This is a genomic window from Microbacterium laevaniformans (genome assembly GCF_016907555.1).
Classification (GTDB): Bacteria; Actinomycetota; Actinomycetes; order Actinomycetales; family Microbacteriaceae; genus Microbacterium; species Microbacterium laevaniformans.
Map to the genome: position 1 here is coordinate 1371605 of NZ_JAFBCE010000001.1, position 15576 is coordinate 1387180.

The 15576-nt window shown below is 67.6% G+C and carries 17 protein-coding genes; 16 read left to right on the plus strand and 1 reads right to left on the minus strand.

Annotated elements, in window-relative coordinates:
* Nucleotides 1-22: 22 nt before the first annotated feature.
* Nucleotides 23-697, minus strand: coding sequence for a helix-turn-helix domain-containing protein (locus JOE53_RS06380; RefSeq protein ID WP_204947169.1), 675 nt, complete (start codon nt 695-697; stop codon nt 23-25).
* 199 nt (nt 698-896) lie between these two features.
* On the opposite strand from JOE53_RS06380, the gene JOE53_RS14680 reads away from it, so the two are divergent.
* The 16 genes from JOE53_RS14680 to JOE53_RS06460 all read left to right on the plus strand — a co-directional run bounded on the left by JOE53_RS14680 (nt 897) and on the right by JOE53_RS06460 (nt 15558).
* Nucleotides 897-1982: an ArdC-like ssDNA-binding domain-containing protein gene (locus JOE53_RS14680; protein ID WP_233449501.1), complete on the plus strand. Its 1086-nt coding sequence runs from the start codon at nt 897-899 to the stop codon at nt 1980-1982.
* Nucleotides 1982-2863, plus strand: coding sequence for a bifunctional DNA primase/polymerase (locus JOE53_RS06390; RefSeq protein WP_204947172.1), 882 nt, complete (start codon nt 1982-1984; stop codon nt 2861-2863). The genes JOE53_RS14680 and JOE53_RS06390 overlap by 1 nt, the downstream gene beginning before the upstream one ends.
* Nucleotides 2860-3498, plus strand: a complete 639-nt coding sequence (locus tag JOE53_RS06395; protein ID WP_204947174.1) for a DUF2637 domain-containing protein — start codon at nt 2860-2862, stop codon at nt 3496-3498. The genes JOE53_RS06390 and JOE53_RS06395 overlap by 4 nt, the downstream gene beginning before the upstream one ends.
* 14 nt (nt 3499-3512) lie before the next feature.
* The gene (locus JOE53_RS06400; protein WP_204947176.1) at nt 3513-3923 is read left to right on the plus strand and encodes a hypothetical protein; all 411 of its coding nucleotides are present in this window, start codon (nt 3513-3515) and stop codon (nt 3921-3923) included.
* A 189-nt stretch (nt 3924-4112) separates the two neighbouring features.
* The gene (locus JOE53_RS06405) at nt 4113-4826 is read left to right on the plus strand and encodes a hypothetical protein (protein WP_233449502.1); all 714 of its coding nucleotides are present in this window, start codon (nt 4113-4115) and stop codon (nt 4824-4826) included.
* Between the two features lie 2 nt (nt 4827-4828).
* Entirely contained in the window at nt 4829-5830 is a 1002-nt protein-coding gene (locus JOE53_RS06410; protein ID WP_204947179.1) for a ParB N-terminal domain-containing protein, read from the plus strand.
* Nucleotides 5830-6510, plus strand: a complete 681-nt coding sequence (locus JOE53_RS06415; protein WP_204947181.1) for a hypothetical protein — start codon at nt 5830-5832, stop codon at nt 6508-6510. Before JOE53_RS06410 ends, JOE53_RS06415 begins: the two co-directional genes overlap by 1 nt.
* A gap of 12 nt (nt 6511-6522) precedes the next feature.
* Complete coding sequence (locus JOE53_RS06420) at nt 6523-7698, plus strand: M23 family metallopeptidase (protein ID WP_204947183.1); 1176 nt, start codon at nt 6523-6525, stop codon at nt 7696-7698.
* A 5-nt stretch (nt 7699-7703) separates the two neighbouring features.
* A complete protein-coding gene (locus JOE53_RS06425) occupies nt 7704-7970 on the plus strand; it encodes a DUF6112 family protein (protein ID WP_204947184.1) in 267 nt (88 codons plus the stop codon).
* 71 nt (nt 7971-8041) lie between these two features.
* Nucleotides 8042-8317, plus strand: coding sequence for a DUF6112 family protein (locus tag JOE53_RS06430; protein ID WP_204947185.1), 276 nt, complete (start codon nt 8042-8044; stop codon nt 8315-8317).
* A 32-nt stretch (nt 8318-8349) separates the two neighbouring features.
* Complete coding sequence (locus JOE53_RS06435; protein WP_204947186.1) at nt 8350-9717, plus strand: conjugal transfer protein TrbL; 1368 nt, start codon at nt 8350-8352, stop codon at nt 9715-9717.
* Nucleotides 9714-11174, plus strand: coding sequence for an SCO6880 family protein (locus tag JOE53_RS06440; RefSeq protein ID WP_204947187.1), 1461 nt, complete (start codon nt 9714-9716; stop codon nt 11172-11174). Before JOE53_RS06435 ends, JOE53_RS06440 begins: the two co-directional genes overlap by 4 nt.
* Before the next feature lie 67 nt (nt 11175-11241).
* Entirely contained in the window at nt 11242-11727 is a 486-nt protein-coding gene (locus JOE53_RS06445; protein WP_204947188.1) for a hypothetical protein, read from the plus strand.
* Complete coding sequence (locus JOE53_RS06450; RefSeq protein ID WP_204947189.1) at nt 11724-13217, plus strand: ATP-binding protein; 1494 nt, start codon at nt 11724-11726, stop codon at nt 13215-13217. Before JOE53_RS06445 ends, JOE53_RS06450 begins: the two co-directional genes overlap by 4 nt.
* Nucleotides 13214-13789: a hypothetical protein gene (locus tag JOE53_RS06455; protein ID WP_204947190.1), complete on the plus strand. Its 576-nt coding sequence runs from the start codon at nt 13214-13216 to the stop codon at nt 13787-13789. The genes JOE53_RS06450 and JOE53_RS06455 overlap by 4 nt, the downstream gene beginning before the upstream one ends.
* Nucleotides 13786-15558 carry a TraM recognition domain-containing protein gene (locus tag JOE53_RS06460; protein WP_204947191.1) on the plus strand — a complete coding sequence of 591 codons (1773 nt, stop codon included), beginning with the start codon at nt 13786-13788 and terminating at the stop codon, nt 15556-15558. The genes JOE53_RS06455 and JOE53_RS06460 overlap by 4 nt, the downstream gene beginning before the upstream one ends.
* The last annotated feature ends 18 nt before the right edge of the window (nt 15559-15576 follow it).

Below are 15576 nucleotides of genomic sequence, written 5' to 3' on the forward strand. Positions count from 1 at the left end.
CAGTCGAGGTCAGGTGAATACTTTACTGCGCAGAGATCGAACGAAGGGTCTGTGCTATGGCGCGGAGCGCGGCAGGCGAGATTTCACCGACGGCCCGCGCTGACACGGAGTCCGCTCCGGATGCCTTCAGCGCCTCGCGGAACTCGAAGTTCGCCTCCGCGGCTTCTACTGCGGCAGCATCATCCAGGTCGAGCAGGTACGCCGTCGGGACGCCGGCGTAAGCCCCGACGCCTTCAAGCACCCTCACACGAATAGGTGTGCTCGAGTCCCCCGCGAGCAGTGTCGCCCACTCGTCACGGTCCAGCGCGACCCCACGTTCGGCGAGTTCGCTGACGAGACCGTCGACATCGAATGCGGATCCGTCCAAGCGTGGCGCACGCGATACCGCGGACAACCTGCGCGCGAGTTCCGTCGCGTCCGCGTCGAGGATGGGTTCGATCTCTCGAGCGTCGCCGATGGATGCTGCGACACGAGAGATCTCGTGCGGATGGGTTCCCAAAGCTTGAGCGAGCTTCTCTATGTCGTTCGCGTCGAACGGCGCCGCGCCCCGCAAACGCCCGTAGAAGTAGCTCGCCGACATCTCGGAGCGCTCAATCAGCTCCTGATTGGTCATGCCTGCCGCGTCGCGAAGAGTCGAAATCGCGCGCACCAGGTCCATTGACCACGCACCGGCCTCGCCCTGGGAACGTCTACCCACGACGACAGGCTATCGCTACGCCTAACGCGCTCGTTGCTATCTATTTCAGCACATCAGGCGTATCTTGCACCTATGTACGCACACAGATCTTGCGCCCTCCCCCGTTTGCCGCCGACACGGTGACGACCTCAACGGTGAGTCAAGACGTACCTCTGCTGTTGAAGCCGCCACATGCGGCTGCGAAAGAGGGGACCACGCAATGGCTCACCAGAGATCCGGCGACGACGTCACAGCGGCCAAGCTCGACCGGCTGCACGCTCAGCTTTCTGATGCGGTAGCCGACCTCGTGACGGGCGACGACTGGAACCGCGCTCTCGCGTTTGCGGCGCGGTTTCGCTCCCGCTCGTTCAACAACACCCTGCTCATCTGGATGCAGCATGCAGCCGCGTTCGAGCAGGGCAGGGTCTCCGCCCCCATGCCGACATACGTCGCTGGCTTCCGGCAGTGGCTGACGCTGGGGCGATCCGTCGATCGCGGCCAGTCCGGCTACATGATCCTCGCGCCCGTCGTCGGCCGATTCGCTTCGCGCACTCCGCAGATCGCCCAGTCGTGGCGCCGGCTCGCGCCACGCGCGGCTCCCCAGGGAGGCGAGGCGGTGCAGTCGCGCTTGGTGGGCGTGCGCCCGGCGTACGTCTGGGATGCCTCCCAGACCAGCGGTGCGCCGATCCCGGAGGAACCCCGACCACAGCTGCTGGAGGGTGAGGCGCCACCGGGAATGTGGGACGGCCTCGCGACGCTCGTGCACGCCATGGGCTACTCGTTGCGCCTTGTCAACAGTGATCGGGAGCTGGGAGGAGCGAACGGCATGACCGATTACCTCACGCGGAGCGTCGCCGTCCGAGGCGACATCGATCCCGCCGCGCGCGCGAAGACCCTCGCTCACGAACTCGCTCACGTGGAGCTCCACGGCCCCGATCATCCCGAGGCATCCCTTCATCGGGGAATCGGCGAGGTGGAGGCCGAATCTGTCGCGCTGATGATCGGCGCGGCGCACGGGCTCGACACGTCGAGCTACACAATCCCGTACGTCTCGACCTGGGCGACCTCCGTCGACGGGAAGACACCGGTCGAGGTCGTTCAGGCAACGGGTGAGCGCGTGCGGGCGACCGCGGTCGCGATTCTTGCTCAGCTGCATACGGCTCAGGTGGGAGCCGGTGATCCGCCGGGCCTGACGAGAGAGGCGCCGCCGGGGCGACCGTGGGATCGACCTTACGATGCCAGCCCCTACACGGGATCTCCCCGGCGACGCGTCTCCCGCTCCGCAGCGGCTGGGCCGGTGCTCTGATGGACACCGCAGCGCTGTTTGCCTCGGTTCTGGGGCTTCCTCCCGGGGAGGGAGCCGCACGATTCGCGGACGCCGGGGTACCGGTATTTCCATGCAAGGCCGCTGAGAAGCGTCCGCTGACGCAACACGGCTTCCACGACGCGACCTCAGATATCGAGCAGGTCAGAGGGTGGTGGGCGCGATGGCCCGACGCGAACATCGGGATGCCGACCGGCTCCCGATCCGGACTCGAGGTCGTCGACATCGATGTGCACGGTCGCGTGCGCGGGTTCGGCCCGTTCGAGCTCGCCCGCCGGGAGGGTCTCGTGGACCGCTGGCAGGTTCTGGTGAAGACAGCATCCGGCGGCATGCATGCGTACTACCCCGCAGATCCGCAGAGACCTCAGCCGTCGTGGCAGGCGGCGAGGTGTGGCATCGATTTCCGTGGTGAGGGCGGCTATGTGATCGTCCCACCGTCGCGGGTGATGTTCGAAGGCAACAGGTCGAGTTACGAGATGATCGGCGCGGGGCGCCCCGGCGCAGTGCCGCTCGACGCGGCTGCCCTTCGGCAATTCCTCGACCCCCGACCGGATCCCCCGCCGAGCACTGCCAACTCTGCCCAGCGGGATGTCGACGCAGACCGGATCGCTGGCTGGCTTGGCACGCGGATGGAGGGCGAGCGCAACCGCGCGCTCTACTGGGCGGCGTGCCGCCTGGCGGAGAACGGCGTGCCCGATGACAACGCCCGAGCTGTTCTCGGCCCCGCCGCGGTGCGCGTCGGCCTTCCCGAGGCCGAGATCCTCACCACTATCCGATCCGCGTATCGAACGGTGGTGGGGACGACACCACCCTTTCGCACCCGCGGAACCGCGCCGTCGATGAAGGGGCGCGTGATCTCATGATCTCCGAGAGTGCGCCAATCCGATCGGGACGTCTCGCCGTGTGGACGGCGGTGGCGGGCACGGTGTTCATCGCGATCGGTGCCTTCTGGCTGTCATTCACTGCCCTCGCCGATCTTGCACATCGCTCGGGCATCGCCGCCAGCCAAGCCTGGGCGTGGCCGCTGATCGTCGACGGGATCATCGTCGTGGGGACGGTCTCTGTCGTCGCGCTCGCAGGTGGCCGGGAGGCTTGGTACCCGTGGATGCTCCTGATCGCGGGCGCGGCGGTCTCCGTCGCTGCGAATGCGATCCATGCCGTCGTCGCCGCAGACGCGGACGTCCCACCGCTGCTCGCTGCATCCGTCGCGGCGGTACCGCCGCTGGTCCTGCTCGCGATCACGCACCTCACCGTCGTGCTCACCCAGAGGTTCCGGATGCCTCACTCCTCCACAGCATCCGCTGCTCGGACGCCATCCACAGAAGTCGTGCAACTCCACCCGCATCCGGACGTTCCGGAGAAGGGTGCGCGTAGAGACATCGCGGCGCTGATGCGTCAGCGCGGGATGTCGAACAAAGAGATTGCGAGCGCCACGGGAGTCCACCCGTCGACAGTCGGTCGATGGTTTGCGGGGACGCTCGGCACACCTGACCTTTAGAAAGGGGCCACGCCATGAACGAGTACGACCGGGACCACCGGCCCGACGTGCGATTCCGCGCCTCAGCCGACGATCCTGCCCACTCCGCCCGGTCTGCCGGCGACGAGGTGTCCGAGTTCGCGCGACACGGCGACCCCTCGCTGGTAACACAGCCGCTCAGCATGTCGGGTTCCGAGCGCGTGCGTAGCGAAGTCGTCTGGATGCGACCGACAGAACTCGTACCGGCGGTCACTGGCCGTGTCGCCGGGCAGGGCATCGACCTCGAGGCATCCATCGCGCGCCGCGCCCGCGCGCTGCCTACCCAAGGCGTCGCGGCGACACGGAGCGCCATCCGTGACCGGGCGCTCCATCTGCCGCCCGTAACCGCGTTCGGCAGTGGGCGGCATGCGCATGGCGCGGTCCGGCGCTCCGGGATCGGTCGATAGCGGGTTGCCATGGCCAGCAAGCGTTCATGGTCAGCGACAGGCGCATCGTCATCTCCGACAGACGCCGGGGACGAGCCGGTGCGCGAGCGTAACAAGTTCGAGAGTTCGGAGGGGCTTCGCGCGCTCCTGGAACGTCTCGCCGGGCAGGATCACGGCGCCTGGCGACACGACCGAGAAGCTGCGGCGCTCATGGCGCACGCAGTCAAGCGGTACGCGAAGCTGGCCCGCAAGCATGGCCTGGACCCGTGGGATGCCGGGGCCGCCGCGTTCGATGCCATGCGCTCGGCCGCGGTCCGGAACGCGGATGATCCGTGGGCAGTCGTGACGCGGGCCGTGCAGGTGACGATGATCGCCGAGGAGCGCGCGAACGGGCTGCTGTGCTCGGTCTATCAGGCGCGTCGCCCCGAGTTCTCCACGTTCCACGACCCTGAGCGGTTCAGCGATCGGGAGAACCCGCTGAGTGACTACCACCCGGCGCTGCGCGTGGAGTCCTTCGGCGACGATGACGAGGCAGAGGATCCGCAAGAAGGAACCGGCATCGTCGAGGCGGTCGAGAGTGCGATCGCGTTCCTCACACTCCTCGGCTGGGCCCGCACGCCCGCCCGCACCGCGACGGAGTACATCTGCGCGCGCCTCAGTGAGGTGTCCTCCCGTGCGACCGCGTGGGAGTCGCTCCGGCGCGACATCCACGGCCGCACACTCCTTGACCTGTCCTCCGCGTCATGGAACGGACTTCTGCGCGCGGTGCTCGGGAACCCTGAGCCGGAAGTCGCCTGCACGACTGCGGGTCGCGGCATCCTGCTTCGGCTGCTCCTCGGTGAACCCCTCCGGTCCCTGCTGACGGATGACGACCTCGTCCTTGCAGTTAGTCTCGCCGCGCCCGCCGAGAAGGCGAGGCAGTGACCATGAGCGCGAGAGTCGGCCACATCGAGCTCGAACGATCGATCGCGTCGATCACCGTCGGGAATCGGCACCGCCAGGAGTACGGCGACATCGACGAGCTCGCCGCGTCCATCACCCGCGACGGACTCCTGCAGCCCGTCACCGTGACGCCCGAGGGCATCCTGGTCTGCGGCGCCCGACGACTCGAAGCCCTGAAACAACTCGGAGAGAAGACCATCAAGGTCTGGGTGAGATCCGGCGTCTCTGACCGCCTTTCGGAGCTGCTCGCCGAGCAGGCCGAGAACGTGCTCCACAAGCCACTCACACCCACCGAGGCGACGACGCTGTACACCGAGTTGAAGGAGTACATCGCCGAGGACGCGCAGCGCCGACAGACGGTGACGCAGTTCAGCCGAGACGGCGCTTCCGGCGGAAACCACGGTGGTGCCACGGTGGCACCACCGCAATTCAAGCCGGGAAAGAGCCGTCTGCAGGCAGCGTTGATGGTGACGGGAAAAGCGTCGTACACAACGCTCGATCGCATCGCAGAGCTTCAGCGGCTCGTGGCAAGCCCCGCCACCGACCCCGCGCTGAGGGAAATGGCGGTCGAAGAGCTGCGGCTCATCGACGACGGCGGCAGCGTGACGGCCGCGCACGCGCGGATACGAGAAGTCATTCGGCCGACCCCGCGAACGATCGAGGATTTCGAAGCGCCCGAGGATTTCGACCCTCCCGACGAACTCGAGCAGTTGGCGAACGCGGCGCTCGCACGGGTCAAGGAAGCGAAGCGCGGCCGCAACGCGCGTAAGGCCCGTAACGCTTCAGCGCATGTGTTCCCGGTGCGCGCGTTCGTGCGCGTGTGGGAGGACCTCGACCAGTGGTGGACCCACTTCGACGTCGCAGCCGTCGCCACCGAGCTGACCGACGAGCAACTCGCGCAGTTCGAGGGGACCCTCGCATCCACGGTCGAGTTCTTCACTCAGTTGCGCAGTGCGCGCACTCAGCTGGGACGGGAGATCGCGTGATGGCAACCACACAACGTCCACATCGTCGACGCCTCGTTGTCCTGCTCGCGGTGACCTTCGGCGTAGTCGCTGCATTGGTCGGGGTCGGACTCTACGGACTCGTCCTCGCCCCCTCCCCCGACGCAGTCGCGCCGACGAACGATCCGACAACTCCGGCGTCCGCGCCAGGTGCTTCGACGCCGGCTCCGTCGCGCACCGCACTCCCCGCGATTCTCTCGACAACGGACGCTGAAGCCTTCGCTCGTGACGCCGCTGATGCCCTGATCACGTGGGACACGACGGAGTTCGAGCTGACCGACTACGCACAGGTCGTCGTCGACGCGGGCGATCCGTCCGGCTTCGAGACGGCCGCGCTCGCGTCCGACGTGCGGAGCTACTACCCGACACCCGACGCCTGGGCGCAGCTGCGCACCTACGGGACGCGCCAGTGGCTGACGTTCGACGATGTCTTCATCCCGGCATCCTGGGACGACGCTCTCGAACAGGGCGCCGAGGACGACCTGCTGCCCGGCACGATCGCGTACACGATCTCGGGGACGCGTCATCGGGCGGGCGTCGTCGGCACCGACGCGCAGGAGACCTCCCGGCCGATCGCATTCACGCTCTTCATCGCCTGCGAGCCCAGCTTCGACGAATGTCATCTGCTTCGGCTCTCCGAAGTCGACAACCCGCTTCGATGACCAGCACCGAACATGAAGAAGATCATCATCGGGCTCGTCCTGGCGTTCTTTCTGCTCCCCGTAGCGGGGATGCTCGCGGTGCCGCTCGTCTTTTCTCCTGCTGCTCTTGCGGCATGCCAGGCATCCGGCCAGCTCGTCGTCTCCGAGGTGCCAGACGAGCTCACCGCGGCCACGAGCGACGGCGTGTCCGTGACCCTTCGCCGTGCACAGCTCACGCACGCTGCGACGATCATCACCGTCGGCAGCGGAGTCGAGGGCGTCGGGAGGCAAGGCGTGCTCATCGCATTGATGGCGGCGCTCACGGAGTCGACACTGAGGATGCTGGCGAACGCCGCGCACCCCGCATCGCTCGACATGCCCAACGACGGCGTCGGTAGCGACCACGACTCGCTCGGTCTCTTCCAGATGCGACCAACTTCCGGGTGGGGCGACGTCGAGGAGCTCATGGACCCGAACTACCAGGCGCGCGCGTTCTTCGGTGGCACAGACGGCCCCAACTACCCGTCGCCGGCGGGACTCCTTGATATCGCGGGGTGGGAAACAGCGGATCCCGGGTCGGCCGCACAGGCCGTCGAACGCTCCGCGTTTCCCGATCGCTACCAGAACTACCAACCCGTGGCAGAGGCGGTGATCGCGGCGTTGACCAAACCGGTCGCCAGCGCCGGAGAGAGCGATTTCCCGCTGGCGTCTGTGCCGGAGAGCACGCGGATAGTTTTCCCGCTCGCCACCGGGACTTGGGTTCGTAGCAGCGGATATGGCTGGCGGACGGATCCGGTAACGGGACAGCGGGCATTTCACGCCGGCACGGACTATGCGGCCGCCGGCGGAACCGCCATCATGGCGGTGGCCGACGGCGTCGTCAGCTTTGCCGGCCCATCTCCCGGGTACGGCCAGTTGGTGATCATCGAGCACACGATTGACGGGATGCGCGTCGCTTCCGCCTACGCGCATATGTGGCCCACCGGAATCCATGTGAGCGTGGGCGAGCGAGTCGAAGCCGGCCAGCACATCGCGGATGTCGGCTCTGCCGGCAAGTCGACCGGAACTCACCTTCACCTGGAGATCCGTCCCGGTGGCTCCTTCCAGCCGGCGATCGACGCGGCATCCTGGCTCTCCGATCACCGTGCTGCGGGGCTCGAGTCCGCAGAATCCGACGCCTCCACGTGCGTCGCGACAGTCGCGAGGTGATCGTTTTGGATGTATTCCCTGACTTCGGCGCCGTCGGAGGCGCGGGCGACCTTCGCGCGATCGTCGGTGCTCTCCTCATGTACGTGCTGGTCTTCGCTGTGCTCGCAATTCTGATCTGCGCGGTCTCCTGGGCGATCGCTGCATCGAGCGGCAACTACCAGTCAGCCATGCGGTCCCGTGCCGGTCTCTTCGTCGCCGTAGGCGCGGCGGCACTCGCCGGCGCAGGCGTTGCGTGGATGAACTTCCTCATCGGGATCGGTCAGCAGCTGTAACCGTCCGTTCGCGATCGCGGGGACGCCGTGCGCACCTTGTACGCAGGTTCGATTCTGCCCAGACAAGGAGCATGACCGTGATTGATATCGCACCCAACGGTTCGGGACTTCCCGGCATCGAGCAGCTCCGCGTCATCGTCGGCGCCGTGATGACTGTCGGCCTCATCCTCGCCGTGCTCGCACTCATCATCGCCGCCGTCGCATGGGGGTACGGAGCGAACTCGTCGAACCCTCATCTCGCGTCGAGGGGAAAGCTCGGTGTGCTTGTCGCCTGCGGCGCTGCCGTGATCTGCGGCGCGTCCGTCACGCTCGTGAACTTCTTCTGGGGCGTCGGCCAGTCCGTCTGACCTGACCTGATCTGCGAAGAGAGGCCGACCGAATGGCTGGCGTGTGCGACATCCCGGTCATCGCCGACGTATGCCAATCCGTTGGCTCCGGCGTCGCTTCCCTCGTCGCTGCGCCGTTCGACTGGCTCGCTCACACGCTCGGCGGCGCCGCTGCGTGGTTCTTCGAGGCCGTCTGGACGGTCTTTGACACGACAACGCTCGTCGACGTAACGGGAGCGCAGTACATCCAGGTGTACAACCTCCTCTTCGGCGTCGCGCTCTTCGTCATGCTTGTGTTCTTCTGCCTCCAACTGATCACAGGGCTGGCGCACCGCGACCCGACGGCGCTCTCACGCGCCGCGATCGGACTGGGCAAGTCCGTCCTCGGGTCGTTCGTCGCAATCACGCTCACTGCGACGCTCCTCGAGATCACCGATCGATTGGCGATAGGGATCGTCCAGGCCACCGGCAACACGATGGAGGGGATGGGCGATCGCATTGCTCTCATGGCAACCGGACTGATGGCTGTAAACGTCGCGAGTCCGGGTGTCGGCGCGATCCTGACGATCTTCCTCGCCGGGCTCGCGATAGCGGCGACGGCAATCGTCTGGTTCTCGCTCCTTATCCGAAAAGCGCTCCTGCTCGTCGCGATCGTGTTCGCCCCGATCGCGCTGGCGGGGTTCTCGTGGGATGCCGCGCGAGGCTGGTTCGGCAAGTGGGTCGCGTTCGTCGTCGCGCTCGTGTTCTCGAAACTCGTTCTCGTCGTCCTGTTCCTCGTCGCCGTCAACCAGACTGCAGCACCGATCGATCTCGACCTCGCCTCCATCAGCGACCCGATCGCCGGAGTCGTCCTCATGCTCGTCGCGGCGTTCGCCCCCTACATGACGTACAAGTTCATCTCGTTCGTGGGAGTCGACATGTACCACGCGATGTCGACGGAACAGGAGGCGAAGGGCGCGATGAACCGTCCCGTTCCTGTGCCTGTGACACCGGCGACGGGGAGAGCGGCGAAATCGATCCTCGACGGTGCGGGCGCCTCGAAGAGCGCGGGAGCAGGCGCCACGGCACCCTCCCCCGCCGCGGGCGGTGCGGTAGCCAGCGCCGGCACATCGGGCGCCGTCAGTGCGGGAGCTTCCGGAGCCGGAGCTGCGGGCGCAGGCGGAGCTGGTGCCGCGGCGGCGGCCGGCCCCGCCGCAGCCGTTGTCATCGGTGGTCAGGTGCTCAGCAAAGCGGCGACCGCCGGTCCGAAGCTCGGGGCTGCTGCCGGCCACGCCGCATCCGGACATGCCGAGGGCGCCGTCCCGACTGAGCTGCCGACAATGACGGGTGCGCCGGCGGGCGCCGTTCCGGCCCCACAGCCGAAGCCCACAGCTGCTCCGCCGCGTCCGATTCCCACTCCGCGCGAGAGGACCCCCGCATGACCGCCACAAGTACGCGCACGAATCAGCTCCGCCCGGTTCAGTTCTCCCGGCTACCCAAGCGCGGCGTACTGCTCGGGCTGTCGCTCGCACAGCTCGTGACACTCGCCATTGGACTCATCGCGTTCACGACCGCGGTGTACATGGGCGGCGGCATCCTGTTCGGCGTTACCTCACCGATCTGGGCGACCAGCCTCGTGTTCTCGTTCGTCCCCGTCGGCGGACGCAAGATCATCGAATGGGTGCCGATCGCATTGCATTGGGGTTGGCGGAGCATCGGAGGCCAGCTGAGATTCCGAGTGGACGTCGTGCGACCACGTCCCGCCGGGACGCTCGCTCTCCCCGGAGACGCCGCAGCGCTCCGCGAATGGGTGGATCCGGAAACCGGCGCCGCCATGATCCAGGATCCACACGCCCAGACGTTGACGGCCGTCGTGAGCATCACCCATCCCGCGTTCGTCCTCCTCGACAGCGGCGAGCAGGAACGGCGAGTGGCGGGTTGGGGTCGGGTGCTCGCAACCGTGTGCCGATCCGGGCGCATCGCCCGCGTTCAGGTCTCCGAACGCACCGTCCCCAGCTCGGGAAGCGGCCTCGCCGAATGGTGGGCACGTCACGGCATCGACGACAACACCTGGCCGGCGGTGACGTACAAGGAACTCATCGAACGCGCCGGACCCGCCGGCGAACGCCACGCGACCACCATCTCCCTCGCACTGGACCTGCGTGCCGCCGCCCGGCAGATCCGGGCTGCGGGTGGCGGGATGAAGGGCGCGGCGAGCGTCCTCCGGCAGGAGATGACCACCTTCGCGACGGCGTTGCGTGCCGCCGACCTGACCCCCACCGAATGGCTCACGCCGGGCGAGGTGGCCGTCACGCTCCGGTCCGCCTACGACCCTGCGGCTGCCCCCGCTCTTGAGCGCCACGGCGAGATCGGCAGATCTCTTGCGACAGCCGGACCGGTCGCCGTCACCGAGTCCTGGGATCGGCTGCGCACTGACTCCGGGCACCACGCGGTCCTGTGGATCTCGGAATGGCCTCGATCCCAGGTCTTCCCAGGGTTTCTCTCTCCCCTGCTCCTCACCTCCGGCATCCAGCGCACCTTCACCCTCATCTGTACCCCGGTGCGCGCCGACGTCGCCGCGCGAGACATCCGGAGGAAGAAGGTGGGACTTCTGTCGGACGCCGCTCAGCGAGCGAAGATCGGTCAGATCGAGGATGCCGCGCGCACAGCCGAGTACAACGACGTCATCCAACAGGAGTCAGACCTGACCGCGGGGCACGGCGTGCTGCGCTATACCGGCCTCGTCGCGGTCTCCGCCCCGTCTGCCGATGAACTCGACGCCGCGGTCGCCGCGGTCGAGCAAGCTGCGGTGCAGGCCGCCTGCGAGACGCGCCGACTGGTAGGACAGCAGGCGCAATCGTTCGCCGCGGCCGCCCTCCCCCTCTGCCGAACAATCTGAGCCGACGTGGCCGACCGCGGGGACCCCACACGCACCTCCTCAGAGACTCCGTTGCAAGGGAAGCGAAATGCCTACATTCCAAGATCCCGTCGTCGATGGCGAAGAAGCCTGCCAGGCGCTCCGAGCACTCGCTCATGCAACCCGATCCTTCGACCAGCCGGAGGAGACCTACGCTGTGGTGGGAGAAGTGCTGGGAGGCCTCAGATCACTGGGGCAGGTACTTAGTCAGCTGGCATCCGCCCATACGAGCGAAAGTGCGATCCCCCACGCCGAAGACGGCAATCTCGGGGCGGGCATCGAGGAAGCGTACGCGGCCGCAACCGCGCTACGGCGGGCATCCGCCCTTGTCGCCCAGGCGGAACTGGCCGTGGATCGGGCATCTCAGCACTCGGGTCGCATCGTCTGGGGGCCCGCTTCTCCGGGAGCACTGCTCCCACTCGCCGAGGCGATCGCGCCGCGGATCAATGCAGACGACTCCTTCGTGCGCACCTCTCCCTTCTCCTCCTCCGGCTTCAGATGGAAGAGCCGCCGACACAGCGGGATGTCGCTATGAGCGGGCGCGAGGACCAACGGCTTCACACCGCCGTTCTCGTGGACCCCGCAGGCGAACGGCGAAAGGATCGGCGCGCCAGGCGGGCAGCGTCCCAGAAACTCACCGCTGACTCTCGAGCTGCGGCGAGCGCCGCTCAGCGCGCCGAGGCCGAGGCGCTGCGCGCCGACCAGCGAGCAACCACCTATCTCCCCGCATCGGGCGAATCGAGGTCCGCGGCGCTGCGCACCCCGGGAAGCCTCCGCCTCCCCCGCCACCAGGACACCAGCGCGACGCTCGCGGGCGCCTACCCGTTCCTCGCCGAGGGTGGACTCGGCTCCCAGGGAGTGTTCGTCGGGCAGGACCTCTACTCGGGTGCGTCGTTCGTCTATGACCCCTGGGTGCTGTACGCCCAAGGGATGATCACTGCCCCGAACATCGTGCTCGCGGGGATCGTCGGGTCCGGGAAGTCGTCCCTCGTCAAGAGCCTCTACACGAGGTCGATCCCCTTCGCCCGACGCGTGTACGTACCTGGCGACCCTAAGGGCGAGCACACCGCCGTCGCCGAAGCAGTCGGCGGCCAGGCGATCGTGCTCGGACACGGGATGGCGAATCGCCTCAACCCCCTGGACGAGGGGCACCGACCATCCGGACTCACAGACGAGAGCTGGGCGGGTCAAGTCGCCTCGCGGCGCCGCGATCTCATCGGAGCGCTCACCGAAACAGTGCTCGAGCGACCACTGAGCCCGCTGGAGCACACCGCGATAGACCTGGCGCTCGCCGATGCGGTCCGCTCGTGCGAGACGCCGATCCTCCCGATGGTCGTCGACCGGATTCTTTCCCCCGACGAGTCCCACCGGGCCGACCATCGCCTCGTCGAAGACGGCAGGGTTGTTGGTCACGCCCTCCGCAGACTCGTCGCCGGCGACCTCGCGGGACTGTTCGACGGTCCCAGCACGGTCACGTTCGATCCCAGCCTCCCCATGATCTCCCTCGACCTTTCGAGAGTCGCAGAGAACGCGACGCTCGTCTCCGTGCTGATGACGTGCTCGTCCGCGTGGATGGAGTCGGCGCTGCTCGACCCGCAGGGTGGGCAGCGCTGGGTCATCTACGACGAAGCTTGGCGCCTCATGTCACACCCGGCGCTGCTGCGACGGATGGACGCCCAGTGGCGCCTCGCACGTCACTATGGGATCGCCAACCTGCTGGTGTTCCACAAGCTCTCCGACCTCGACAACGTCGGCGACCAGGGGTCCGCGATGCGGGCGATCGCGTCATCCCTGCTCGCGAACGCCGAGACCCGCATCATCTACCGGCAGGAAGCCGACCAGCTCGGCGCGACCGCCACCGCGCTGGGACTCACCGGCACGGAGCAGAGCCTGCTGCCTGGGCTCGGCACGGGGCAGGGTCTCTGGCGGATCAAGGACCGCAGCTTCGTCGTTCAGCACCAGCTGCACCCGGCAGAGCTCGCAGCGTTCGACACCACCACCCGGATGACGGAGGGCGTGAAATGAGCATCATCCATGCGGCACGACCCGCGACCAATGCGATCACGGTACCGCCAGTTCTGCCCGTGGTCGCAATGACAATCGCCGCCGACGGCACGATGACCGTCGCGGTCGACGGGACCCCGTACGAGCCCCCTCGATTCGGACCGCCCTGGGTACGCTCATCCTTCGCGACGGTCATCGACTCTGTGCTGGAGGATCGTGGCTCACCGGTGCGGGTCCTGGTCTACGAAGCGGACGGCACCGTCTTCACCGACCTCGTCACCCAGCCACTGCAGAGGGAGCTTGATCCGTCCGCGCAACCGCCGCGCCGGGACGAAGCCGTCGCGACGCCCGTCGCCGACGGCCTCATCGATGCCGCACCGCTTGTTGCGCCGCCGCGGACGGTGCTCGGCGAGGACGGCTTCATCCCCGGGGAGGAGGTCGCCGTCGCGATCATCGTGCGACACACCAAGGCATCCACGGACGGCTCCGCCCGGGCGCTGCTGGAACCGGGCATCTGCCGGGTCAGTGCCGACGGCGAGGTCGTCCTCGTCGGACGAGTCTCCGGAACGTGCGTGATCGCGGAGCTCTCATGACTGCCAACAACGGGCTCGATGTCTCCGGGCACGACGCACTGACCAATCTCGCCCTCCTCGCTCTCGGTGGAATTGTCGCGGTCGCCGGCGTCCTCCGCGTTGCCGGGAACGTCGCCGCGTTCGTGACAGGAGCAGAACAGCCGACAGGTGGTCTCGCCGCCGGAATCGGTGTCTTCGGCTTACCCGGCGACCCTGGGGCCGCACTGGGCTCCGCGGGACTCAACCCCATCGTCTATTGGGCCGCCGTTGCCGTGCTCGTTGCTCTGATCGCGACCGCCGCGTGGTGGGTCTGGCGAGTCATCCGCAATCTCACGCATCACACGCGTTCGGACCCCAACCGCATCGCGGGAATCGCGACGTCGGTAGACGTGCGCCGCGCAGCCTCGAACCGTGCACTGCTGTCGAGGGCGACGCACCTTCGGGCATCCGTCACCAAGCCGCAGCCCAGCGACGTCGGATACCTCGTCGGTGTGGCGCGCGGAGCCAAAGTCTGGACCTCGGTCGAGGACTCCATCCTCGTGATCGGCCCACCCCGCTCTGGCAAGGGCGCACACATCGTCATCAACTCGATCCTCGACGCACCGGGCGCGGTCGTGACCACCTCCACCCGGCCAGACAACCTCACCGCAACCATTCGCTCACGGATGAGACGCGGACCCGTCGCTGTATTCGACCCTCAACAACTCGCCCCGGGCGTCCCGGCCGGTTTGCGCTGGTCACCGGTGCGAGGGTGTGAGATCCCCCTCACCGCGATGATTCGGGCTGCGGGACTCGCGGCCGGAACCGGCCTGTCGAGTGTCGGAGTCGAGAACGGCGGCTTCTGGGAAGGGAAGACACGGACTGCGCTCCAGGCGCTCCTGCACGCGGCTGCCCTCGACGGCCGGTCGCCCGCTGAGCTGTACCGGTGGACCCTCGACCCGGCAGCAGCACAGGATGCGGTCGCGATCCTCACCACGACCCCGGGCGCGGCGACAGGCTGGGCCGAGTCCCTCGAGGCGATGATCGACGCCGACCCTCGAACACGGGACTCGATCTGGCAGGGAGTCTCGCTCGCACTCTCGGCCCTGGCCGACCCGCGCGTACTGGATGCCGTCAGCCCCGGTGAAGACGAGCACTTCGACCCGGAAGCCTTCCTCCGCCACAACGGCACCCTCTACCTCCTGGCAACGGGCGCGGGTGCTGGCGCCTCGTCGTCCCTGGTCGCCGCGCTCGTCGAGGATCTCGTCGAAACTGCCCGACGCGTTGCCGCCCGCGCCCCGGGCTCGCGGCTTGATCCACCGCTGCTCCTGGCTCTGGACGAGATCGGAAACCTTGCGCCTCTGCCCTCGTTGCCTGTGTTGATGGCGGAGGGCGGCGGCACTGGAATCACCACGATGCCGGTGCTGCAGTCGCTCGCTCAGGCTCGGCAGCGGTGGGGCGACAACGCTGCGACGGCGATCTGGGACGCGAGCATCGCCAAGATCGTGCTCGGCGGAGCATCCGGATCTCGCGACCTCCAAGACATCTCGACACTGATCGGCGATCGCGACGAGGTTACCGACTCGATCACCGTCGGTGAGCGCGGGTTGCGCTCGAATCAGCGTTCGACACGACGGGTCCCGATCATGCCGCCCGACGTGATCCGCATGCTCCCGTACGGCACCGCGCTGCTCATGCTGAGGGCGGCGCCGCCTATCGTCACGCAGCTGCGTGAGTGGACGGCTCGGCCCGACAGCGCTCACCTGCGCGCGGACCGCGCGCAGGTCGAAGAGCAGCTGCGGCGGGGATAGCGCACACACCTACCTGTT

What these genes read in the sequence shown, in the direction of transcription:
- JOE53_RS06430 (WP_204947185.1), top strand. Translation starts at nt 8,042, where the DNA reads ATGACCGTGATTGATATCGCACCCAACGGTTCGGGACTTCCCGGCATC.
- JOE53_RS06455 (WP_204947190.1), top strand. Translation starts at nt 13,214, where the DNA reads ATGAGCATCATCCATGCGGCACGACCCGCGACCAATGCGATCACGGTA.
- JOE53_RS06440 (WP_204947187.1), top strand. Translation starts at nt 9,714, where the DNA reads ATGACCGCCACAAGTACGCGCACGAATCAGCTCCGCCCGGTTCAGTTC.
- JOE53_RS06395 (WP_204947174.1), top strand. Translation starts at nt 2,860, where the DNA reads ATGATCTCCGAGAGTGCGCCAATCCGATCGGGACGTCTCGCCGTGTGG.
- JOE53_RS06460 (WP_204947191.1), top strand. Translation starts at nt 13,786, where the DNA reads ATGACTGCCAACAACGGGCTCGATGTCTCCGGGCACGACGCACTGACC.
- JOE53_RS06445 (WP_204947188.1), top strand. Translation starts at nt 11,242, where the DNA reads ATGCCTACATTCCAAGATCCCGTCGTCGATGGCGAAGAAGCCTGCCAG.
- JOE53_RS06405 (WP_233449502.1), top strand. Translation starts at nt 4,113, where the DNA reads ATGGCGCACGCAGTCAAGCGGTACGCGAAGCTGGCCCGCAAGCATGGC.
- JOE53_RS06415 (WP_204947181.1), top strand. Translation starts at nt 5,830, where the DNA reads ATGGCAACCACACAACGTCCACATCGTCGACGCCTCGTTGTCCTGCTC.
- JOE53_RS06435 (WP_204947186.1), top strand. Translation starts at nt 8,350, where the DNA reads ATGGCTGGCGTGTGCGACATCCCGGTCATCGCCGACGTATGCCAATCC.
- JOE53_RS06420 (WP_204947183.1), top strand. Translation starts at nt 6,523, where the DNA reads ATGAAGAAGATCATCATCGGGCTCGTCCTGGCGTTCTTTCTGCTCCCC.
- JOE53_RS06410 (WP_204947179.1), top strand. Translation starts at nt 4,829, where the DNA reads ATGAGCGCGAGAGTCGGCCACATCGAGCTCGAACGATCGATCGCGTCG.
- JOE53_RS06450 (WP_204947189.1), top strand. Translation starts at nt 11,724, where the DNA reads ATGAGCGGGCGCGAGGACCAACGGCTTCACACCGCCGTTCTCGTGGAC.
- JOE53_RS14680 (WP_233449501.1), top strand. Translation starts at nt 897, where the DNA reads ATGGCTCACCAGAGATCCGGCGACGACGTCACAGCGGCCAAGCTCGAC.
- JOE53_RS06390 (WP_204947172.1), top strand. Translation starts at nt 1,982, where the DNA reads ATGGACACCGCAGCGCTGTTTGCCTCGGTTCTGGGGCTTCCTCCCGGG.
- JOE53_RS06400 (WP_204947176.1), top strand. Translation starts at nt 3,513, where the DNA reads ATGAACGAGTACGACCGGGACCACCGGCCCGACGTGCGATTCCGCGCC.